General features: G+C 70.3%; 18 protein-coding genes. 12 read left to right on the plus strand and 6 right to left on the minus strand.

Going from position 1 to position 22,467, the window contains the following annotated elements; genetic code table 11:
* The first annotated feature begins 381 nt into the window (after window positions 1–381).
* The gene (locus tag ACFSL2_RS16865; protein WP_377198945.1) at window positions 382–1,314 is read left to right on the plus strand and encodes a winged helix-turn-helix domain-containing protein; all 933 of its coding nucleotides are present in this window, start codon (window positions 382–384) and stop codon (window positions 1,312–1,314) included.
* 26 nt (window positions 1,315–1,340) lie between these two features.
* Here ACFSL2_RS16865 and ACFSL2_RS16870 read toward each other — a convergent pair whose 3' ends face one another.
* Window positions 1,341–2,684: an MATE family efflux transporter gene (locus tag ACFSL2_RS16870; RefSeq protein WP_377198946.1), complete on the minus strand. Its 1,344-nt coding sequence runs from the start codon at window positions 2,682–2,684 to the stop codon at window positions 1,341–1,343.
* Window positions 2,685–3,058: 374 nt separating this feature from the next.
* On the opposite strand from ACFSL2_RS16870, the gene dnaB reads away from it, so the two are divergent.
* The 3 genes from dnaB to ACFSL2_RS16885 all read left to right on the plus strand — a co-directional run bounded on the left by dnaB (window position 3,059) and on the right by ACFSL2_RS16885 (window position 7,397).
* Complete coding sequence (dnaB, locus tag ACFSL2_RS16875; protein WP_377198947.1) at window positions 3,059–4,849, plus strand: replicative DNA helicase; 1,791 nt, start codon at window positions 3,059–3,061, stop codon at window positions 4,847–4,849.
* Window positions 4,850–5,098: 249 nt separating this feature from the next.
* Complete coding sequence (locus tag ACFSL2_RS16880; protein WP_377198948.1) at window positions 5,099–5,722, plus strand: hypothetical protein; 624 nt, start codon at window positions 5,099–5,101, stop codon at window positions 5,720–5,722.
* A 505-nt stretch (window positions 5,723–6,227) separates the two neighbouring features.
* The gene (locus ACFSL2_RS16885; RefSeq protein WP_377198949.1) at window positions 6,228–7,397 is read left to right on the plus strand and encodes an AI-2E family transporter; all 1,170 of its coding nucleotides are present in this window, start codon (window positions 6,228–6,230) and stop codon (window positions 7,395–7,397) included.
* A 55-nt stretch (window positions 7,398–7,452) separates the two neighbouring features.
* Here the strand turns inward: ACFSL2_RS16885 and ACFSL2_RS16890 are convergent, their stop codons facing one another.
* Together ACFSL2_RS16890 and ACFSL2_RS16895 are read right to left on the minus strand one after the other, a co-directional pair.
* Window positions 7,453–8,268, minus strand: coding sequence for a DUF1206 domain-containing protein (locus ACFSL2_RS16890; protein WP_377198950.1), 816 nt, complete (start codon window positions 8,266–8,268; stop codon window positions 7,453–7,455).
* A gap of 168 nt (window positions 8,269–8,436) precedes the next feature.
* Window positions 8,437–9,195: an IclR family transcriptional regulator gene (locus tag ACFSL2_RS16895; protein ID WP_377198951.1), complete on the minus strand. Its 759-nt coding sequence runs from the start codon at window positions 9,193–9,195 to the stop codon at window positions 8,437–8,439.
* 255 nt (window positions 9,196–9,450) lie between these two features.
* Between ACFSL2_RS16895 and dhaL (ACFSL2_RS16900) the strand changes: the two genes are divergently transcribed.
* The 3 genes from dhaL (ACFSL2_RS16900) (at window position 9,451) to dhaL (ACFSL2_RS16910) (ending at window position 11,962) form a co-directional block, all read left to right on the plus strand.
* A complete protein-coding gene (dhaL, locus tag ACFSL2_RS16900) occupies window positions 9,451–10,101 on the plus strand; it encodes a dihydroxyacetone kinase subunit DhaL (protein ID WP_377198952.1) in 651 nt (216 codons plus the stop codon).
* Between the two features lie 156 nt (window positions 10,102–10,257).
* A complete protein-coding gene (locus ACFSL2_RS16905; protein ID WP_377198953.1) occupies window positions 10,258–11,262 on the plus strand; it encodes a dihydroxyacetone kinase subunit DhaK in 1,005 nt (334 codons plus the stop codon).
* Window positions 11,263–11,329: 67 nt separating this feature from the next.
* Complete coding sequence (gene dhaL / locus ACFSL2_RS16910; RefSeq protein ID WP_377198954.1) at window positions 11,330–11,962, plus strand: dihydroxyacetone kinase subunit DhaL; 633 nt, start codon at window positions 11,330–11,332, stop codon at window positions 11,960–11,962.
* Between the two features lie 42 nt (window positions 11,963–12,004).
* On the opposite strand, the gene ACFSL2_RS16915 is transcribed toward dhaL (ACFSL2_RS16910), so the two are convergent.
* Window positions 12,005–12,649 (minus strand): CGNR zinc finger domain-containing protein, encoded by a 645-nt coding sequence (locus ACFSL2_RS16915; protein WP_377198955.1) that lies wholly within the window; start codon window positions 12,647–12,649, stop codon window positions 12,005–12,007.
* Between the two features lie 128 nt (window positions 12,650–12,777).
* Between ACFSL2_RS16915 and ACFSL2_RS16920 the strand changes: the two genes are divergently transcribed.
* A complete protein-coding gene (locus ACFSL2_RS16920; protein WP_377198956.1) occupies window positions 12,778–13,326 on the plus strand; it encodes a carboxymuconolactone decarboxylase family protein in 549 nt (182 codons plus the stop codon).
* A gap of 56 nt (window positions 13,327–13,382) precedes the next feature.
* Entirely contained in the window at window positions 13,383–13,862 is a 480-nt protein-coding gene (locus ACFSL2_RS16925) for a nuclear transport factor 2 family protein (RefSeq protein ID WP_377198957.1), read from the plus strand.
* A gap of 158 nt (window positions 13,863–14,020) precedes the next feature.
* On the opposite strand, the gene ACFSL2_RS16930 is transcribed toward ACFSL2_RS16925, so the two are convergent.
* Window positions 14,021–15,136, minus strand: coding sequence for a mannonate dehydratase (locus ACFSL2_RS16930; protein ID WP_377200843.1), 1,116 nt, complete (start codon window positions 15,134–15,136; stop codon window positions 14,021–14,023).
* 102 nt (window positions 15,137–15,238) lie between these two features.
* Entirely contained in the window at window positions 15,239–18,220 is a 2,982-nt protein-coding gene (locus ACFSL2_RS16935) for a glycoside hydrolase family 2 TIM barrel-domain containing protein (RefSeq protein WP_377198958.1), read from the minus strand.
* A gap of 317 nt (window positions 18,221–18,537) precedes the next feature.
* On the opposite strand from ACFSL2_RS16935, the gene ACFSL2_RS16940 reads away from it, so the two are divergent.
* Genes ACFSL2_RS16940 through ACFSL2_RS16950 form a run of 3 tightly spaced genes read left to right on the plus strand, consistent with a single transcriptional unit; the run spans window position 18,538 to window position 22,441 of the window.
* Window positions 18,538–19,797 carry an aspartate aminotransferase family protein gene (locus ACFSL2_RS16940; RefSeq protein WP_377198959.1) on the plus strand — a complete coding sequence of 420 codons (1,260 nt, stop codon included), beginning with the start codon at window positions 18,538–18,540 and terminating at the stop codon, window positions 19,795–19,797.
* Window positions 19,797–21,068, plus strand: coding sequence for an ectoine hydrolase (gene doeA, locus ACFSL2_RS16945; RefSeq protein ID WP_377198960.1), 1,272 nt, complete (start codon window positions 19,797–19,799; stop codon window positions 21,066–21,068). The genes ACFSL2_RS16940 and doeA overlap by 1 nt, the downstream gene beginning before the upstream one ends.
* Window positions 21,065–22,441, plus strand: a complete 1,377-nt coding sequence (locus ACFSL2_RS16950; protein WP_377198961.1) for an NAD-dependent succinate-semialdehyde dehydrogenase — start codon at window positions 21,065–21,067, stop codon at window positions 22,439–22,441. Before doeA ends, ACFSL2_RS16950 begins: the two co-directional genes overlap by 4 nt.
* Window positions 22,442–22,467 lie beyond the last annotated feature (26 nt).

Raw genomic sequence — 22,467 nt, forward strand, 5'->3', positions numbered from 1 at the left:
GCGCATCCGCGACATCGGATGCGCTTGGACGGACCACGGTCGTGGGCCAGCCCCCACCGTCGTTTGCGCAGTTCTCTGCGACAAGGTCGATTCACGGTCAGGCGTGGGTCATTTGTCGGTCAAAATGTGGTCGACCAAACGGCAATTGCCCTTGTCAATAGTCGGCCGCTTTTTTCACCCTGGCTATCACAGGAATTCACCCGCTATCAGGACACCACTGGCGTAAAAGCGCCAACCAGGCGGGAATGTGTCATTTCCGGCACGCAACCGGGAGGTAACGAAAAATTGACCTCAACGGTACGACTCGGGGGCAAACTGACACGCGTTGCCCGGGTCCGACCCGGACGCACCTGAACGGCCGACCCATGGAGGGTGACGCACGTGACGTTCGACCCCGCACCAGGTTCCGCCCCAGGCCTCGTCGTCTGCGTAGGCCTCCCTTCCGACCAGATCATCGAGATCGCTCATCTGCTCCGTGGCCGAGCAACGGTGCTCGCCACGCCCGACGCAGAGGGCGCCCGCGCCGTCCTGGACAACCAGGCCGCGCCCCGGCGGACCGACGGCGTCGTCGGCCGGCGTGGTGGCGACGCGCAGTCCGAGCGCTACGACAACCCCGGCCCGACGGCCGACCAGACCTATGGCCGGCACTTCCCGGAGCATCCCGGCGGCCGCTTCCCCGAGCGCGACAACCCCACGGAGGCGTCGTCCCGCGCCGCGGAGCAGCCTTCGCCGGCAGTGTCCCCGGCCGCTGCGCCACCTCCGGTTCCCGGGCGGCCCGACGCGGGGGCGGCCGGTCGCCGCGGACGGTTCCGGCCGGCATCGGGCAGCGTGCTGGCACAACCCGTGCTGCACGCGACCCTCCCGGCACCACGACGGCCCGCGACCGGGACCGCCGGGCCCGCCACGGGCGGCACCGGCTACGGCCCCGGCCCCGGACCCCGCCCACGACGCACGGACACGGGTGCCGTGTCCGCCGTCACCGGCTCGGTGCCGATGGTCGCGCCGCCCACCGTCGAACCGCTGGTGGCGGGACCGCTGCTCGTGGATCTGGCCGGCCGGGAGGTCACGGCGCTCGGCCGGCGGGTCTACCTGTCGGCACGCGAGTTCGACCTGCTCGCGACGCTCGCCCTGGAGGCAGGGCGCGTGTGGTCGTTCGCCGAGCTCACCGCACGGGTGTGGCAGCTGCCCTACCTCGGCGACTCCGACCCGGTGACGTCGGCGGTGAAGCGGCTGCGCAAGCGGCTGGCGCCGGTGCGCGACGTGGAGGTCGCCTCGGTGCGTGGCGTGGGCTACCGGCTCAACGTGCGGGTCTAGGCGGTCCGGCGGGGGTCCGGCCTCGGTCATGCTCCCGTGACGAGCCAGTGGTCACCGCGGGCGCGCCACCCGGTCGTCACGGCTCGGGCCGCCATGAACACGCCGGCGAACGCGAGCCAGAGCCAGGCGAGCCCGCGCGCGCCGTCGGGCGCCCAGGCCGAGACGGCGAGGGCGAACGGCAGGTAGACCACCAGCGTCGCCATGCCCGCCCAGGCGAGGTAGCGGCCGTCGCCCGCACCGATGAGCACGCCGTCCAGCACGAAGACCCAGCCCGCCATCGGCATGAGCACCCCGCACACCGCGATGCCGAGGGTGATCGCGACGCGCACGTCGGGATCGGGCGAGAAGAGGGGAGCGATCCACCAGCCCGACGCCGCCAGGACGACACCGATCGCGGCGCCCGACCCGATCCCCCAGCGCAGGCACCGGCGCAGCAGCAGCCGGACGTGGCCGACGTCGCCCGCACCGAGGCCGTGGCCCACGAGCGCCTGTGCCGCGATGGCGAGCGCGTCGAGCGCGAACGCCGCGAGGCCCCACAGCGAGCTCACCACCTGGTGCCCGGCGAGGGCGACGGCCCCCAGGTCGGTCGCGACGACCACCGTGATCAGGATCGCCGCGCGCAGGCTCAAGGTCCGGATCACCAGCGGTACGCCCGCACGAGCACCCGACAGGATGCCCGCCCGGTGCGGGCGCAGGCTCGCACCGCGGCTCCGGGCTCCACGCACCACGATGACGCCGAGCACCACTGCCATGAGCAGCTGGGTGATGGCCGTCCCGAGGCCGGAACCGGCGATCCCCATCCCCACCCCGTACACGAGCGCCACGTTCAGCACGGTGTTCAGCAGGGCACCGGAGGCCGCGACGACGAGCGGCGTGCGGGTGTCGCGCAAGCCGCGGAGCACGCCCGTCGCAGCCTGGACCACGAGCATCCCGGCGAGCCCGGGAGCCGACCACCGCAGGTAGGTCACCGCGTGCTGGGCGACGTCGCCGTCGGCTCCCAGGGCGGTCACCATCAGCGGGGCACCGAGCAGCAGCGCGGCGACCAGGACGGCACCGATCCCGAGGGCGAGCCAGATCCCGTCGATGCCCGACTGCAGCGCCGCGCGTTCCTTGCCCGCGCCCGTGAGCCGGGCCACCGACGCCGTGGTCGTGTACGCGAGAAAGATGCACAGGCCGACGAGCGTGAGCAGCACGTTGCTCGCGAGCGAGAGGCCGGCCAGCTGGGCGGTGCCGAGGTGCCCCACCACCGCACTGTCCACGAGCACGAAGACCGGCTCGGCGACGAGCGCCCCGAGCGCGGGTACCGCGAGGGCGAGGATCTCCCGGTCGATCGACCGCGGAAGACCCGGGGTGTGGCGAGGCTCGCCCAACTTTCTTTCCTCCACAGGCTGGGGGTTACGTCGACGCAGGTCAGACCACATGGTGACGTTTTACACAGGGTTTATCCACAGCTGGGGACAGGGTTGTCCACCCTGCTGTACACAGGCGAGGGCCACCTTTCCACATGATGTACACAGGCCTGTCCACAGGTCTCATTGCGTCGGGGTCCACAGGGGCTTACCGTCAGCGGAACCTCCTTGCCGGCCCGATGCCCTCGGGACCGTCGCGCACGACACAAAGGCGTGTCGTGGTCGACGTCCCGAGAGTGCCGAGCGGCGAGGAGTAGAACAGATGTAGGACGCCGACCGAGCGCGCGCGCAGCGTGCGCCGGGGTGTCATGAGACGAGGAAGGCAGGAGGTGCGGATGTCGATCGAGGAGCTCGAGTCGAGCTATTCCGGCCGGAACCCCGGCCTCGACCGCACGCCGCCACAGGACATCGCCGCCGAGATGAGCGTGCTGGGCAGCATGCTGCTGTCCAAGGACGCGATCGCCGACGTGATCGAGCAGATCCGCGGCAACGACTTCTACCGCCCGGCGCACGAGGCCGTCTACGACGCGATCATCGACCTCTACGGTCGGGGCGAGCCGGCCGACGCCATCACGGTGCTCGCCGAGCTGCAGCGTCGCGGCGAGCACGCCCGGGTCGGCGGTGCCCCGTACCTCCACGACCTGATGGCCGGTGTGCCCACGGCCGCGAACGCCGGCTACTACGCCCGGATCGTGCGCGAGCGCGCCATCATGCGCCGCCTGGTCGAGGCGGGCACCCGCATCGTCCAGATGGGCTATGCCACCGACGGCGGCGAGGTGGACGACGTCGTCAACAACGCGCAGGCCGAGGTCTACGCGGTGACCGAACGCCGGGCGTCGGAGGACTACCTGCCGCTGGCCGACATCATCGGACCGACGTTCGACGAGATCGACGCCGCACAGGGCCGTGGTGAGGGACTCACCGGCGTGCCCACCGGGTACTCGGACTTCGACCGCCTGACGAACGGCCTGCACGGCGGCCAGATGATCGTCGTGGCTGCCCGACCTGCAGTGGGTAAGGCGCTGGCCCTCGACACACCACTTCCGACGCCCACCGGATGGACCACCATGGGCGAGGTCGCCGTCGGCGAAATGATCCTGGCTGCGGACGGCACCCCGACACGGGTGGTCGGGGCGACCGAGGTCATGCACGGTCGCCCCACCTACGAGGTGGAGTTCGACGACGGCACGGTGATCGTGGCGGATGCTCAGCACCAGTGGGCCGTCGGCGCGGCGGCCGACGCTCAGATCCTGACAACCGAAGAGATCGCTGGGAAGCTCGCCGGTGGCGCTGACCTGTCCATCGGGCCAGGCCACGCCGGCGCGCGCCAGGTCTTCGGGTTCAAGTCCGTCCGGCAGATCGAGTCGGTAGCCGTCCGCTGCGTCGAGGTGGAGCACCCGTCGCACCTCTATCTGGCGAGCCGGTCGATGGTCCCGACCCACAACTCGGTTCTTGGTATCAACGTCGCCGCCCACGCAGCGATTCATCACAACCAGGCCGCAGTCATCTTCTCCCTGGAGATGAGCCGCAACGAGATCGTCATGCGAATGCTTGCTGCCGAGGCTCGCGTGCCACTCACCAAGATGCGCAGCGGCAACATGGACGACGGTGACTGGCAGAAGCTCGCCGCGACCATGGGCAAGGTCTCCGACGCGCCCCTGTTCGTCGACGACTCGCCGAACATGTCGCTGATGGAGATCCGCGCCAAGTGCCGACGGCTCAAGCAGAAGCACGACCTCAAGCTCGTGGTCATCGACTACCTCCAGCTGATGTCGTCCGGCAAGCGCGTCGAGTCGCGTCAGCAGGAGGTCTCCGAGTTCTCGCGTTCGCTCAAGCTCCTCGCGAAGGAGCTCGAGGTGCCCGTGATCGCGATCTCGCAGCTGAACCGTGGCGCTGAGCAGCGCAGCGACAAGAAGCCGCAGATGTCAGACTTGCGCGAAAGTGGGTCAATTGAGCAAGATGCCGACGTTGTGATCCTTTTGCACCGTGAGGACGCCTACGAGAAAGAGTCACCGCGCGCCGGCGAAGCGGACTTCATCGTGGCCAAGCACCGTAACGGGCCCACCGACGTGATCACCGTGGCGTTCCAGGGCCACTACCAGCGGTTCGTCGACATGCAGGTGTGACGGCGTTGCACCGGTTGTCGACGCGCAGCCAACTCTTCTCATGGCTCGTGGCCAGCACGCGGCGATGAGCAAGGCGCGGGGCCTGACCGACGGGCGGAGCAGGATCGACGACGGTGCTCAAGCGATCAGGATGACCCGTCCGCCGCGATAGCCGCGCTCAAACCCGGTCTTCGCGCATTCTGAACTGCGCGTCAACAGGTCGGGCCGCCAGACTGCCATTCACATAACGTGAACGTAGCATCACGTTATGTGAAGACCGGGCACTCCGCGCTGACACCGTTCCTCCGCTCGGACGCACAGGGTGCGATTCTCGCGGAGACGATGCTCGACCCTGCCGTCGAACTCTCCTTCGCATCGGTGGCGCGCAGAGCAGGTGTCTTGCCAGCCGTTGCACACCGCGAACTCACACGACTCATCGAAGCCGATGTCTTGCATGACCGACGAGACGGCAACAACCGGCTCGTCCGCGCAAACACAGAGCATCCCTTGTGGTCTTTGATGTCGCAGCTCGTCATTGAAACCTATGGGCCCGTGCCCGTATTGCAGGGCTTGCTTGCCGACGTCTCCGGTGTCGTTGAGTCTTACCTCTACGGATCGTGGGCGGCGCGCCGTGCGGGCCAGCCCGGCCCGCCGCCACGGGATCTCGACGTTCTGGTGGTCGGCACGGCGTCACGCACGGACCTACTCGATGTCGCCGAGGCGGCGAGTGCGAGGTTGCATACCGAGGTCAATGTCCATCGGACGTCGACTGAAGCGTGGGCGGCGAGGACCGATCCGTTCCTTGCCACGGTCGCATCGCGTCCGAAAGTTCAGTTGACGGGGGCGCAGACCGGCCGTCCGGGCGGGGAAAGTTCCAGCGAACGGTCCACGTGAGCAGAGCGCCGCAGGACTTGCCTGGCGGCCAGATGCACCGGCCACCGCCTATCTGCTCGGACGCGGCCAGATCGAGCAGGTCAATGCCAACCCCGGCCATGCGCTGGCGATCCTTGCGGAGGCTCGGAAGCATCTGGGTTCTGCCCGGTTGCTCGCGACGACAGACGATGTCGCCGCAGCATTCGTGATGGCGTACGACGCCGCGCGCACAACGACACGGAGTACCGCGAGGAGTACCGACCGACAGCAACCATGGATGACGTCGCCGACGCGATTCCGGCTGCCGAACGCATAGTCGAACCCGCAGAGCGGTTCCTGGAGAAGACCGGAGGTGTGTCGGCATCACCACGCGGGACCCGGTCGATCGACTGATCTCGACCAGTCCCGCGAACCTACCGGCAGAACATCGGCCGTCTTCCGCTGAGGCCACCGCGCGACCTGGGCCCGGCCGCAATAGCGTCAACACATCCGGCGCCCGCCGGACCTAGTACAAGGAGGTCAGACGATGGGTCTCTTCCGCCGCCGCACACCGCCCCCCGCCCGTCCGGACGTCGAGGCGCGGCCGCCCGCCGAGCACGACGGACACGTCGATCGCGGCGCGTCCCGGCTGTGGTCGGACGGCTTCGGCCGCGTCGGCACGCGGTCGCTGCAGATCCTCGCGGTCGTCGCGGTCGTCGCCGTCTTCGGCTTCGTGGGCACCCGCCTGACCTTGGTCGTGGTCCCCGTCCTCATCGCGCTCGTGCTGGCCGCGGCGATCTACCCGCTGGTCGCATTCCTGCGAGGCCACGGACTGCCGCCGCTGCTCGCGACGTGGATCTCGCTCCTGACGCTGGTCGCGCTGCTGTCGGCGATCGTGTGGCTCGTCGTGCTGGCCGTCGTGGACCAGTGGGACGAGCTGCGGAGCCAGGCCCTGGACGGCTTCGACTCCCTGCAGACCTACATCCAGAACCTGCCCTTCAACATCACCGACGAGCAGATCGCGTCGGTGCGCGAGTCCGCCGTGAGCCTGCTGCAGTCCGACGCCGTGGGCTCCGGTGCCATCGCCGGTGTCTCACAGACAGCCGACTTCGTCGCGGGCTTCTTCATCATGATCGTCGTGCTGTTCTTCTTCCTGAAGGACGGCCCCGCGATGTGGGAGTTCCTGCTGCGACCGTTCGAGGGGCACCGGTACGAGCGCGGGCAGCGGGTCGGCGGCGCGACCATCCGCACGCTCGGCGGCTACGTGCGGGGAACGGCGATCGTGGCGACCGTCGACGCGGTCGGCATCGGGATCGGCCTCGCGATCGTGGGCGTGCCGCTCGTCATCCCGCTGTCGGTGCTCGTCTTCCTGCTCGCCTTCATCCCGCTGGTCGGCGCCACCCTGGCCGGCATCCTCGCGGCGTTGGTCACCCTCGTCGCCGTCGGACCGGTCGAGGCGCTCATCGTCGTCGCCATCGTCGTGGGCGTGAACCAGCTCGAGGGCGACTTCCTCCAGCCGATCGTCATGGGCAGGACCCTGCGGCTGCACCCGCTCGTGATCCTGTTCGCCCTGACGACGGGGACGGTGCTCGTCGGTATCACCGGCGCCGTGCTCGCCGTGCCCATCGCCGCGTCGCTCTGGCGCGCGATCCAGGTGTGGGACGGACCCGACCTGCCGGCACGGTTCGCCCGCAAGAAGCGCGCCGAGACGGTCTGAGGGCGCGCAGCCGATCAGATCCGTGCACGCTCGCCCCGTTCCGGCGGCGTCCGGCTCAGAGCCGGGCAAAGCGGGCACGCGCGAACGAGTAGCCGCCGAAGGCGGCGATCCCTAGCCCGATCACCAGGAGCAGCGCCGTGCCGAACGGCTGGTCGCGCATGGTGCGCAGCGCCTCGTCCAGCCCACCGGCCCGCGACGGATTCGTTGTCACCGCAGCGGCCACGAGCAGACCACCGACGACACCGAGCGCGATCCCCTTGGCGACGTAGCCCACCTGGCCGAGCCGCACCACGACCGGGCGGACGGAACTGCCGCCCGTCCCGGTCAGGTCGTCCAGGAACTTCTTCCGCACCCCCTTGACGACGTGGTAGCCGCCGACAGCGACGATGGCCAGACCCGCGAGGCCAACCAGCCAGGGACCACCCGGCATGCCAAGGACGCCGGCGGTCATGCTCTCCTCGCTGCTGCTCGATCCGCCCGCACCCTGCACGTTCCGGACGCCGGTCGCCGCCAGCACCCCGTAGAGCACGCTCTTGGCGACACTCTTGGCACGTGCCGCCGCCTGGTGCTTCGTGTTCGGCACTCCCACGACGGCCGTTGCGAGCTGCCACACCGTCAGCGCGGCGAACCCCAGGGCAACCGCCCAGAGCACGACGTCGCCGGCCGGCATCTGGGCCAGCATGCGGAAGGCTCCCGATCCGTCGGCCTGTGCCGCGGGCCTGCCCAGCGCGAGCTGGACCGCCAGCCACCCGACCAGCAGGTGAAGCACGCCCGAGGCGACGTAGCCCCCGCGGGCCAGGCCCCGCACGGCATCATTGTTCTGGGCCCGCCGGGCTGCGTCGGGGGCATCCGGAAAGGATTTCTCGGACACGCGCACACCTCCGTCGGGCCGCGCCGATCGCGGCGGAGAAACACCATCGCGTACTTCAACGCGGTCCGCACCCCTGCGCGGAGCACGACACGCCATCAGTACCCGGCCGGGTTCGCGCTCCCATACCTCATCGTGCCGCCGCCCGTGCCGATGTCCACGCCGGTGCGGTCATCGGACCAGAGTCGCTGACGGCGGCCACTGGGCCGCACCCAGCTCGCGGGAGATGTTGCGGGCCGTCTCGCGCAGGTCGTTGAGCACCGTCGGTGCGGGGGGAAACTCGGTGGTCGGCATGACCACGGCCACGGCCGCGACGACCGCACCGGAGTGGTCGACCACCGGCGCCCCGGCGGAGGACTCCCCCAGGATCGCCTCGTTCTTCTCCGTCGCCAGGGCCTCGTCGACGACCTTCTCGAGGTCGGCGCGGAACACTCCCGGATCGGTGATGGTGTCCCCGGTCAGGCTGCGGAGACTCAGCGACGCCGTCTGGTCGTGCGGCTGGTAGGCGAGCAGGACCTTGCCCATGGCCGAGGCGTGCGCGGGGATCGCCAGGCCCGTCTCCGGCATCTGCTCGCTGCCGTCGGGCCGGCTGTCGTGATGGATGATGACGACCTCGTCCAGCAGCCGGACCCCCAGACGCACCGCCAGACCGGTGCGCCGAGCGAGCTCATGGGTCCACCGCATGCCACGCGCCCGCACGTCCAGGGTGTCGAGGTAGACGTTGCTCAGCTTCAGCAACGCCGGCCCGAGCATGTATCTGTTGCCCCCGGGCTCCTTGGCGACCAAGCCGTGCTGCTGGAGCGACTTGACGATGCCGTGCACCGTCGACGGGGGCAGGGCAAGCGCGGTCGACAGCTCGGAGATCCCCAGCCGCCGCGCCCCCTGCAACGACGACAGGACCATGGCGGCACGGTCGATGGCCTGGATCACGGGTCTGTCCCTCCTCGGATTCCACCTCTGCATGAGGAGCCCTGTGGGCAACCGTACACAGGAGCCTTGACACGGTCCCACGACAGCGGAGAGGCTTCGGCATCACCGAATGAGGTTCCGACGACGGGACCTGCTGTCGCCGTCGGCCGCACCCGCAGGCCGGGGCATTCACCGTATGGCACGCTCGTACAGGGACCGGCGCACGGTGTCACCGATCCGGTGCCACGCATCGGGAGCTTCACGGGAGGACAGAGCATGGCCACCGCAGTGACCAACGAGGTGATCATCGACTGGTTGGCCCGGTTTCACGACATCGTCGCCAAGCAGCGCGCCTACCTGACCGAGCTCGACTCGGCCATCGGCGACGCGGACCACGGAGTGAACATGGACCGCGGCCTGGCACAGGTGGTCGAGATGCTGCAGCGCCAGGCCACCGGGCCCGACGCTTCGACCGGCGCCCTCCTCCAGCACGTCGGCAACGACCTGCTCACCTCCCTCGGCGGGGCGGCCGGCCCGCTGTACAGTGCCCTGTTCCTGGGGGCCGGTGCTGCCGCCGGCGAGCGCACCCGGCTGAATGCCGACGAGCTGGCCGACAGCCTGCGGGCGGGGCTGGTCGAGCTGGTGCGGCGGGGCAGCTCGGAGAGCGGCGACAAGACGATGTTCGACGCACTCGACCCCGCGGTCGAGATACTGCGGAAGGCGGCCGACGACGGCGCAGGGCTCGGACCCGCGACCGCTGCCGCCGCGGCGGCGGCCGTCACGGGACGCGAGGCGACCGCGCCGATGCTGGCGCGCAAGGGCCGGGCCAGCTACCTGGGCGAGCGATCGATCGGTCACGTGGACCCTGGGGCCGCGTCGGCGACGATGCTGGTCATCGCCCTCGCCGAGGCCGTCGCCCAGGAATAGGCCGGCGCTTCGCCCCTGCCCGGCACTCGACACGAGCAGCCAACTCCGGTTCCACCCCTCTTGACAACATCTCCCTGCGGAGACAGCATTCGATAATGCCGAATGCCATTCGGTGAGGCCGAAGTCGGTCGCACCGTCGTTCAAGGGAGAGCAGCCATGTCAACGCCTGCACGCCGTCAGTTCGTCAACGCCCCGGACGACGTCATCGACGAGGCCCTCGAGGGCCTCGTGCTGGCCAACCCGCGTCTGCTGAAGCTCGACCCGTCCGAGCGCCTGGTCTCACGCGCCGAGCCCGCCACCCAGAAGGTCGGACTGCTGTCCGGTGGCGGATCCGGGCACGAGCCGCTGCACGCCGGCCTCGTCGGGGCCGGGATGCTCGACGTCGCAGTCGCCGGCGCGGTGTTCGCCAGCCCCACCGCCAGCCAGGTCCGCGCGGGAACACTGCTGGCCGACAGCGGTGCCGGGGTGCTGCACATCGTGAAGAACTACACCGGGGACGTGCTCAACTTCCAGATCGCCGCCGAGCTCGCCGAGGACGACGTCTCCGTCGAGTCGGTGCTCGTCGACGACGACCTCGCCACCACCAGCACGAACGGCGGCCCCGGCCGACGGGGGACCGCGGCGACGGTCGTCGTCGAGAAGGTCTGTGGCGCGCTCGCCGAGGCCGGCGCCGACCTGCCGACGGTCGCCGCCCGCGGCCGGGACGTGGTGGCCCGGTCCCGTAGCCTCGCCATCGCCCTCGACGCCTGCACGCATCCTGGCGAGTCCCGGCCCGCCTTCGACCTGCCCGACGACCAGGTCGAGTTCGGGGTCGGCATCCACGGTGAGCGTGGCACGGGCCGCATCCCGTTCGCGTCGGCCGACGAGCTGGTCGAGCAGCTGGTCGACCCCCTGGTGCAGGACCTCTCGCTGGGGCGCGGGGACGGCGTGATCGCCGTGGTCAACGGCCTGGGCAGCACCTACCCGCTCGAGCTGGCCGTCATCACCCGCCAGGTCCACCGGCTTCTCGCCGCGCGTGGCATCACCGTGGCCCGCACCCTGACCGGTTCCTACGTGACGTCGCTGGACATGCACGGCGCCTCGGTCACCCTCACCGTCGCCGACGACGACCTCGTCAGCGCGTGGGACGCACCGGTGCGGACGCCGTCCCTCACCTGGTGACCCGCACCGCGCAGTCCGACACCGCGCAGTCCGACACCGACACCGACACCGAGCACAGGAGACAGACATGACCGACCACATCGACGGCGCACTCGCCCTGAGCTGGATGAACACGTTCACCGAGGACTTCCACGCCGCCCAGCAGGCGCTCACGGACCTCGACCGCCAGGCCGGCGACGGCGACTTCGGCACGAACATCGCCTCGGCACTGCGCAAGGTCGTTGCCGAGCTGCCCACCGCCGACGACGCGACCTTCGCATCGGTGTTCACAGCCACTGCCAACGGGTTCCTCGCCACCGGGGGCACCAGCGGCCCTCTGTTCGGGATGTGGTTCCGAGCGGTCTCGCGGTCGACCGCGACCGAGGGCACCGACACCGACCTGCTGGCGCAGGGCGTCGCGGCAGGGCTCGCCAAGGTCCAGACGCTCGGTGGTGCCTCGGTCGGGGACAACACCATGATCGACGCGCTCGCCCCGGCCTCGCAGGCCCTCCTCGACGCGTCCACCGGCGGTCTGACCGTCGACAAGGCCCTCACCTCGGCGGCGCGCGCGGCGCGAGCAGGCGCAGCCTCGACCGCCGACCTCCTGGCCGCACGCGGTCGCGCCAGCTACGTCGGCGACCTGGCGCTCGGCGTGGAGGACCCCGGCGCGGTCACCGTGGCCATCTTCTTCGAGGCGGGGGCAGCGGCGCTCAGCGCTTGAGCCCGCCGGCCAGACGATGTGGTCGACGAAGTGTGGGCGCTGTCAGGCCTGGGCGGACTTGCGCCGCTGGTAGTGGCGGGCGGCGCGGGCGCGGTTGCCGCAGCCCGGGGAGCACCACTCGCGGCGGTTGTGGTCCTTGGCGAAGTAGAGGACGCATCCGGGTGCGAGGCAGGCTCGGAGCTGGGACCGCTGCTCGCCGGTGAGCAGGTCGATGAACTCGGTCGCGAGCAGTGCGGTGATACCGGCCCCCGCCGGGTGCGCGACGTGCAGGGTGCTTTCGGGTTCGCCGTCGGGCGACCAGTCGAGGGCCGGCCACGGCGGGGCGGCCGCCGCGGCCTGGTTGAGCACCGCGCGTGCCGCGTCGCGGTCGCGCAGGGCGGACGCGGCGGCGGGCCGGGGGTCGTGGGTGGCGTCGGCCGCCAGGCGGCGCAGCGCGTCGCGCAGTCGGCGCAGGTCGGCGGCCGTCGTGGTGAGGTCGACAGGCCGGTCGGTCGTGAGCCAGGTGGCGACGTCGGGGGCGATCGCCGTGAGGCGTGGACCGACCGCGCGCAGCCACGCGAGTGCCTCGCCGTCGGTGCTGAGCGCGTCGTGGACGTGCCCGCGGTCTGCCCAGACGGTGTTCATCAGTTCTACGGAAAGCGGTTCGCCGAGCAGTGGTGCCTGGGTCGGCTCAGCAGTGGGGGTCATGCACCCAGTCTACCGCACCTAACGGTTAGGGACCTCTCTAACCGTTTGACAGATGCCCCGGCATGTGTGCATGATGCTCTCACGGTTAGCAAACGTGCTAACCATTAGAATTTGGAGAGGGAACCCCGATGTCGAAGCTGCCTCAGATCGATCCCGCAACCGCGACCGGCGCAGCCGCCGAGCTCCTGGCGCAGGTGCAGAAGTCGCTCGGCGTCACGCCGAACATGACCAAGGTGATGGCCAACAGCCCCGCGCTGCTCAAGGGCTACCTCGCCCTGTCGGGGGCCCTGGGTGGCGGCGTGATCCCGGCGGCGGTGCGCGAGCGTCTCGCCATTGCGACCGCGGAGACCAACGGCTGCGAGTACTGCCTGTCGGCCCACACCTACATCGGCGCCAACATCGCCCATGTCGAGGCCGACGAGCTCGAGCGTGCCCGGTCGGCGGAGTCGAACGACCCGCACACCGCCGCTCTGCTGACCCTGTCCAACGCCGTCCTGGGCGCCCGCGGCGCCATCGACGACGCGGACCTCGAGGCCGCCCGCCAGGCCGGCGTGACCGACACCGAGATCGGCGAGGTGGTGGGTCACATCGCGCTCAACGTGCTGACCAACTACTTCAACGTGCTGAGCCAGGTCGAGAACGACTGGCCGGTCGTCACCCCGCGCGTCACCGTCTGACGCGACGCGCTCCGCCACCCGACCCGCTCCGTCCATCCAGCGAGGAGAGATTCCCGATGACCGAGTCCCGGCCACCGTTTCCACCGTTCGACCTCGACAGTGCACTGACCAAGGTGCAGGCCGCCGAGGACGCGTGGAACACCCGCGACCCGCACCGCGTCAGCCTCGCGTACACACCCGACTCGGTGTGGCGCAACCGTGACACCTTCGTCACCGGCCGCGCGGCGATCGTCGAGCTCCTCACCGCGAAGTGGGAACGCGAACAGGACTACGCACTGCGCAAGAGCCTGTGGGCCTTCGGTGGAAACCGGATCGCCGTCCGCTTCCAGTACGAGTGGCACGACCAGACCGGGCAGTGGTTCCGCAGCTACGGCAACGAGCTGTGGGAGTTCGACGAGTCCGGGCTGATGCGCCGCCGCGAGGCAAGCATCAACGACACCACCATCACGGAGACCGACCGCCGCTGGTTCGGCCCGCGCCCCGAGCACGAGCGAGGCGTGGATTTCTGGACGAACGAGGACATCCCTCTCCAGTAACCAGGGCGGCGAGGACGCCGGGGCGGAGCGTGCACCCGAAGTAGCTCTCGCGGGGGGGTGTGTTGCTGTGCGTAGACAGTGTCTGCGCACAGCAACACGCCCCCGCGAGGTAGACGTTCCCCACGGCGCGTGGCCCCCCGCCGCGGTCGTGCTGCCGCTCAGCCCCGGTAGCGGAAAGCGTCCCAGGCACCGAGGAGATACTGCACACCGAGTGCCCGGTCGTAGAGCCCGTATCCGGGGCGAGGCTTGTTCGTGGTGTTCTCGTCCCACAGGTGACGACCGTGGTCGGGCCGGATGTAGCCCTGGTAGTCCGCCTCGGCGTACGCCTTCATGATCCCGGTCGTGTCGACGCTGCCCTCGGCGGCCCGGTGCGCCACCTCGGTGAAGTCACCGTTGTCGAAGTGCTTGATGTTGCGCACGTGCGAGAAGTGGATGCGGTCCATGAAGGTGCGCACGGCGTCGACGGCGTCATGCTCCGGGTTGGCGGAGAAGCTGCCCAGGCACAGGGTCAGGCCGTGGTACGGGCTGGGGTGCAGGTCCAGCACCCGGGCCAGCCCCTCCTTGCTGGAGACCACCCGCGGCCACCCGAACACGTCGAACGGCGGGTCGTCCGGGTGCACGGCGAGCTTGACGTCGTACTTCTCGCAGGTGGGGATCACCGCCTCGAGGAAGTACCGGTAGTTGGCGTACATGTCGTCGTGGGTCACGCCCACGTAGGCCGCGTTGAGCTCGCTGAAGCTCGCCAGCCGCTCCGGCTCCCAGCCCGGGAGGGTGAGCCCGTGCGTGTTCGCCTCCATGTCGGCGATGAGGCTCTCGGGCGACATCTTGTCCACGACGGCCTTCTCGTAGAACAGCGCGGTCGAGCCGTCGGGCAACGGGTGCCACAGGTCGGTGCGCAGCCAGTCGAAGACGGGCATGAAGTTGTAGCAGACCACCTTGACGCCGGCGCGACCGAGCCGCTCGATCGTCGTCACGTAGTTGGCGATCGCCTCGTCCCGGCTCATCCCGAGGACGGTCCGGCCGAGCTTGATCGACTCGTGCACGTTGACCGACTCGACCACCTCGGCGTCGAAGGTCCGTGTCACGCCCTGGGCACGCACCTCGTCGGACAGGCCGGTGATCCGCTCGACCTCGGCGTCGATCTCCGCCTGCTCCCACACCTCACCGGCCTGCTTGTGGTGCAGGCTCCACACGATGGTCTCCACGCCAGGGATCTGGCGTACCTGTTCCAGGGTCACGGTGTCGTTGCCGTCGCCGTACCAGCGGAAGCCCATCTTCACGGGTGCACTCCTCGTCGTCGCCCTTGTATAACCGACCTTGCATAGCCGTTCTTGTATACATCATGCCCGCCCCTGTGCGACAGAGCGGGCAGGTGTTCACAGAGCGGTAAGGCGCAGCCGCATCCGGACGGGCGCTGCGTGGAGCTGTGCGTCCGGCAGGACACCCGGCCCGCAGGCAGCGCTCCCGACGCCGTGCTGGGCCGCGTCGATGTGCAGCCACAGCCGACCGTCCGGCACGAGGTCGTGGGGGTGGGCCGCACGATCCAGCGCGTCGTCGGACCACGGACGCAGCGACAGCTCGAACCCGAGCCGCGACCGCGCACCGACCGTCACGTCGCCGGCATCGATCCGCAGACCGGAGCCGTCGGCGAAGGACAGGACGGCACTCGTCACACCCCGCCGAGCACCGTTCTCCTGCGGGTGGGTGTACCGCGTCTGCCAGTCGGCGACGGTGTGCTGCCACGAGCCCCCGAGCGCCGCCTGCCGGGAGTCCGCGTACGACTCGTCGGGCCCGAGCCCCGTCCACCGCACGCCGGTCTCGGCGGCCGCCGGCTCGTCGAGCGCGAACAGCAGCCCGAGACGGGCCACGTTCTCGGGCCAGCGGCCCTCCGGCCGGATGTCGACGAGCAGGTCGACGGCGTCCGGCGCGTCGGTGACGGGCTGCCAGCGGTAGCGTGCGGCGAACCCGGCCCGGGTCGCGGGCCCCGCGATCCGCGCGTCGACCTCCAGCGCGCCGTCGTCCGTGACCCCGACACCGTCCTTGCGCTCGGCGAGCAGGTTCAGGCCCGCGCTGCGCCACTTCTCCTCGTCGGCCGACCCGCGCCACTTCGCCGGACGGCGGTCGTTGTCGGTCGGGGCACGCCAGGCATCGACCCGGAAGCCGTGCACCGCCCGGCCGGCGAGCGTACGGAGGTCGCCCCGGCGGTCGAACCGGGCGGGACCGGCGCGGAAACCGCCGTCCGCCTCGGTGGACACCCGGCCCGCGGGGGCCGCGAGCGACGCGGGCGCGACGAGGAGGAGCTGCCCCGCGCCGAGCTGGAACCCGGGTTCGAACCACGCCTCCTCGAACGCTTCCGCCTTCTGCTGGACGGCGCGTACGGTCCACCAGACCGGGGCGTCGCCCGGGTCCGGCAGCACCAGGTCGGACGGCGGGCGCACCACCGTCGACGTCCCCGGCTCCAGCACCAGGTCCAGGACGCCCGTCGCGAGCTCGTCCGCACCGCGGTGCAGCGTCCAGCGCAGCTCGGCATGGCTCGTGTCGCGGAAGGAGTAACGGTTGCGGACGAGCAGCGTGCCGTCCGGCTGCGCGTCGATGCGGATCGGCGCGAACACCGCCGCCGTCTCGAGCAGCCCGGGTGACGGCGTGCGGTCGGGCAGCAGCAGGCCGTCGGCGATGAAGGTCCCGTCGTGGAACTGCTCACCGAAGTCGCCGCCGTACGCCGAGAACAGGTTCCCGTCGGCGTCGGCCCGGGTCAGGCCGTGGTCGATCCACTCCCAGATGAACCCGCCGAGCAGGCGCGGGTGCCGGTCGAAGGCCGCGTCGTAGTCGGCGAGGCCGCCCGGGCCGTTGCCCATCGCGTGCGCGTACTCGCACAGCACGAACGGCATGGCCCGACGGCGGGCATCGGCGTCGGCGCGCTCCAGCGGCGGCTCGACGCCCTGGCCGATCAGCTCGACCTCCTCGCTGCCGGCGTACATGCGCGAGTACACGTCGACGTGGTCGCTGGAGAAGTCGCCCTCGTAGTGGACGGGTCGGCTCGGGTCGAGCACACGGACGGCGTCCGCCATCGCGGCGATGTTGCGCCCGCCGCCCGCCTCGTTGCCCAGCGACCACATGACGATGCTCGCGTGGTGGGCGTCGCGGCGCACCGTGCGGGTGGCGCGGTCGACCAGCACCTCCGTCCACGCGGGGTCGTCGACCGGGTTGCCGACCCAGCCGCCGGGCTGGAAACCGTGCGTCTCGAGGTCGTTCTCGTCGACGACGTACAGGCCGAGCCGGTCGCAGAGGTCGAGAAAGTGGGGGTGCGGCGGGTAGTGGCTCGTGCGGACGGCGTTGATGTGGTGCCGCTTCATGAGCAGCACGTCCTCGAGCATCCGCTCGGGCGTCACGGCCCGGCCGCGCAGCGGGTCGAACTCGTGCCGGTTGACGCCGCGGAGCTTGACCGGCCGGCCGTTGACGAGAAACACCCCGTCCTCGATCGAGACGGTACGGAAACCGACGGCCAGGGTCACCGTCTCGGTCTCCGTCGCCACGACGACGTCGTAGAGCCGCGGCTGCTCCGCGCTCCACGGCTCGACCGGGACCCGCAGCTCCTCGCCGGCCACGGCCTCGACGCCGAGCTCAGGCACCGTCACCCGCGCCGGTACGGCACCGGGGGTCGGTACCACGGTCGCGGCGTCCACCCGCAGCGTGCCGACGCCGGTCGTGTGGTCGTACGCCGCGTGCACGCGGACGTCGTCGAGCGCGCCGTCCGGCCGGTGCTCCAGCGTGACGCTGCGGAAGATCCCGGAGAGCCACCACTGGTCCTGGTCCTCGAGGTAGGACATGGCCGACCACTTGGCGACACGGACGGCGAGGAGGTGCTCGCCTCCCGCGCGCAGCCGGCCGGTCAGGTCCACCTCGGTGGGCAGGCGCGAGCCGTGCGACGTGGCGAGCGGCTCGCCGTCGAGCGCCACCTGGAACCAGGAGTCCACACCCTCGAAGCGCAGCAGGGTGCGGCCGCCCTCCGGCCAGTCGGCGGGCAGCCCGAAGGTCGTGCGGTACTCGCCCGTCGGGTTGTCGTCGGGCACGTGCGGCGGGTCGACCGGGAACGGGTAGAGCACGTTGTTGTACCCGGGCACGCCGTAGGGCCAGGCGTACGGGGCCTCCGCGAGCTGCCAGTGCCCGGGCACCGTCAGCCGGTCCCAGTCGTCACCACGCTCGGTGCGGTCCACCCCGGTGTCAGGGTGCGGGAACAGGCGGAACCGCCACTCACCGTCCAGCGCCAGGACGGCCGCGCTGGAGGCACCGGCCGGCGGACGGAACCGCGGTGCGACAACGCCGTCCGGCGTGGCGACGGACTCGTGGGTGATGGTCATGACTCCTCCAGGCGGCGGGAGCGGGTGAGGCAATGGATCGGCAAATGTGCCGGTCGAGACGCTACAGCGGATCGCCCGCCGAGCCCGCATCAAACCCCCTGATCACAGCGCCGGATCGCGGAAAGATTTCCGCCGGAAAGAGGTGCCAGGACAGGGGTTGCCCCCGGACAGGTTGGGGTTCACTCTGTACTTGTTGGCTTCCTGCTCCGGGGTGAAGACACCTCCGACGCAGGAAGTTTCGCATTTTGCCATCCCGGCAACCGCCGGCAACGAGGAGACCCACAACAGACCCTTTGTACGACCCGAAGAGGTGCGGCATGGACATGACCCCGTTCGAGCAGTCCGAATCCAGCGTCCGCGGCTACAGCCGCGCCTATCCCACCGTGTTCGCCTCGGCGTCCAACGCACGGCAGACGGCCGAGGACGGCACGTCTTACATCGACTTCTTCGCCGGGGCCGGAGTGCTGAACTTCGGGCACAACAACCCCCGGATGAAGGCGGCGATGATCGCCTTCCTCGAGAGCGACGGCGTCGCCCACAGCCTCGACACCTACACGACGACCAAGCGGGACTTCATCGAGAAGTTCCGGGACGTCGTGCTCAAGCCGCGGGGCATGGACCACCGCATGCAGTTCACGGGTCCCACCGGGACGAACGCGGTGGAGGCCGCCCTCAAGCTGGCCCGGCTGACCACCGGACGCCGCGAGATCGTGGCCTTCAGCAACGGTTTCCACGGCATGACTTTGGGCGCCCTGGCCGCCACCGCCAACGACGCGTTCCGCAAGTGGGCGGGGGTACCACTGGCCGACGTCGTGCGCCTGCCGTTCGAGACCTCGCCGGGCGGTGACACCGCGGTCGCCGACTACGGGGCGGCGCTGCGCAACGCGTCCAGCGGTCTGACCCCGCCGGCCGCGTTCCTCGTCGAGGTCGTGCAGGCCGAGGGCGGCGTCAACCTCGCCACCGCCGAGTGGCTGCACCAGATCCAGGACCTCGCCCGCGAGGTCGGCGCGCTGTTCATCATCGACGACATCCAGGCGGGCTGCGGGCGCACCGGCAGCTACTTCTCGTTCGACGGCATGGGCCTCGACCCCGACATCATCACCTTGGCCAAGGGCCTCGGCGGGTTCGGCACCCCGATCGCGATGAACCTGAACAAGCCGTCCGTCGACGACAACTGGTCGCCCGGCGCGCACACCGGCACGTTCCGTGGCCAGGGCCTGTCGTTCGTCGCGGGCACCGTCGCCCTGGACTACTTCACCGACGACGTGCTGATGAACGAGGTGGCGGCCAAGGGCGCCGTCCTGCGGCAGCGCCTCGAGGCCATCGCCGCCGCCCACCCGGAGCAGGACTGGGAGGTGCGCGGTCGCGGCATGATGCAGGGTCTGGACACCGGCGACGGCGCCTTCGCCAAGCGGGTGCAGCAGGCGGCCTTCGAGGCCGGCCTGCTGATCGGCCCCTGTGGGACCGGCGGGCAGGTGATCAAGCTGATCCCGCCGCTGACGATCCCCGACGAGGACCTCGCAGAGGGCCTGGACATCCTCGACAAGGCCATCGCGACGGCGGCGGAGGTGGCGTGATGCGCGCCCGCGACGACATGACCTTCCCACCGGAGGAGTACGAGCGCCGGCTGCACGACCTGCGGGAACGGATGGCCAGACGGCGCCTGGACGCCGTGGTCATCACCGACCCCGAGAACCTGATGTACCTGACGGACTACCAGACCACGGGGTACTCGTTCTTCCAGGCGCTCGTGGTCCCGCTCGACGGCGACCCGCTGATGATCACCCGGGCCATGGAGGAGTCCAACGTCATCGAGCGCACCTGGGTGGACCACACCCGGCCGTACCCCGACACGGGCGACGCCATCCAGGAGCTCGTGCTGGCACTGAACCAGTCCGGGCTCGGCCACAAACGGGTCGGCTACGAACGCAACAGCTACTTCTTCCCCGCCTATCAGCAGGACCGGATCCACACCTCGTTCCAGCACGGGGTGCTCCTGGACTGCTTCGGCATCGTCGAGGCCGGACGACTCCGCAAGTCGGACGTCGAGATCGACGTGATGCGGAAGGCGGCGCGCGCCACCGAGGCGGGCATGGCCGCCGGCCTGGCGGCCGCCGTCCCCGGAGCCACCGAGAACGACGTCGCCGCCGCCATCTCGTCCGCCATGTTCCGGGCCGGCGGCGAGTTTCCGTCGGTGATGCCCTATGTGGCGTCCGGACCCCGGTCGATGATCGGCCACGCCACGTGGGAGGGGCGGGTCATCCAGCCGAACGACCACGTGCTCCTCGAGATCGGCGGCTGCTACCGCAGGTACCACACGGCGATGATGCGCACGGCGGTCACCGGCGAGCTGTCGGACTCGATGTACCGGTCGCAGGAACGCATGAAGCTGGCGCTGGCCGAGCTGAAGAGCCTGATGGGCCCGGGCATGACCGTGTCCGACGCCGACTCGATCGTGCGACGCATCATCTCGGACAACGAGGTCGGTGCCAGGCTGGTGACCCGGTCCGGGTACTCGATCGGCATCGCCTTCCCGCCGTCCTGGGACGAGGGGTACATCCTCTCGCTGAACCCCGGCGACTTCTCCGTGCTCGAGCCGGGCATGACCTTCCACGTGATCCCGTGGATGTGGGGGGTCGACGGCGACAAGACCGTCGGCATCTCCGACACCATCCGCATCACCGACGACGGGTGCGAGTCGTTCTTCAGTCTGGACGAGGACTTCGTCGTGCACGCCACCGACCAGGCGACGCTGACGCCGGTGGCCGACCTCGAGCCCGACACGGGCGGAGAGCCCGCCGAGGCCGAGGCCACCGTAGCGACAGCCGTAGGAACAGGAGAACGATGAGCTTCCTCACCGCTACCGACCCGACTTCCGGCGCCGTGGTCCGGCGCGTCCCCGCCGCGACGCCGGAACAGATCACGGCCACCATCGACCGCGCCCAGACGGCCTTCGAGAGCTGGCGGACGACGTCGTTCGAGGAGCGCAGCGACGTCCTGCGTGCGGTGGCCGCCTACATGCGCGACAACGTGGACGAGCTCGGCATGGTCATGACGGAGGAGATGGGCAAGCCCATGACCGAGTCGCGGGGCGAGGTCAACAAGGCAGCCTGGGCGGCCGAGCACTATGCGGAGCACGCCGAGGCATACCTGGCCGACGACGTCATCGCCTCCGACGCGACCTCCAGCTACGTCCAGTACCTGCCCCTCGGGCCGGTGCTCGGCGTGCTGCCCTGGAACGCCCCCTTCTGGCTGGCGTTCCGGTTCTGCGCACCGGCGCTGATGGCCGGCAACACCTGCGTCATGAAGCATGATCCGCACGTGCCCGGCTGTGCCGAGGCGATCGCCGGAGCCTTCGACGCCGTCGGCGCCCCGCCCGGCATCTTCCAGGCCCTGCTCGCCGAGACCGCCGACGTGGAACAGACGATCCGCGACCCACGGATCCAGGCGGTGTCGTTCACCGGCTCCGAGCGCGGCGGCTCGGCGGTCGCCTCGATCGCGGCGAGCGAGATCAAGCCCACCGTGCTGGAGCTCGGCGGTTCCGACCCCTGCATCGTCCTGGCCGACGCCGACCTGGTCCAGGCAGCGGACGTCATCACGCTGTCCCGCATCATCAACGCGGGTCAGTCCTGCATCGCCGCCAAGCGGATCATCGTCGAGCGGCCGGTGCACGACGAGCTGGTCGAGCTGCTCGCCGAACGACTGAGCGCCCTGGTGGTCGGCGACCCGCGGGACGATGCCACCCAGGTGGGGCCGATCGCACGGTCCGACCTGCGCGACAACCTCCACCGTCAGGTCACCGAGAGCGTCGCGGCCGGCGCGAAGTGCGTGCTCGGCGGCGAGCTGCCCGACGGCGACGGCTGGTTCTACCCGGTCACGCTGCTGACCGGCGTCGGTCCCGACATGCCCGCCTGCCGGGAGGAGACGTTCGGTCCGGTCGCCGTCGTCCTGGCCGCGGACGACGCCGAGTCGGCGGTCGCCCTGGCCAACGACACGCCGTACGGGCTGGCGGCCAGCGTCTGGACCACCGCCGAGCGCGGCGAGGCGATGGCCCGCGACCTCTTCGCCGGACAGGTCTCCGTCAACGGGATCGTGAAGTCGGACCCGCGACTGCCCAGCGGCGGCATCAAGCGCTCGGGCTACGGCCGGGAGCTGGGGCCGCACGGCATCCGGGAGTTCGTGAACGCCCAGCAGGTCTGGGTGGGCCCCAAGAAGGACTGATCCGTTCAGCATGCATCTGCTGCCAG

Source organism: Promicromonospora aerolata (genome assembly GCF_042682255.1).
Lineage (GTDB): Bacteria > Actinomycetota > Actinomycetes > Actinomycetales > Cellulomonadaceae > Promicromonospora > Promicromonospora aerolata.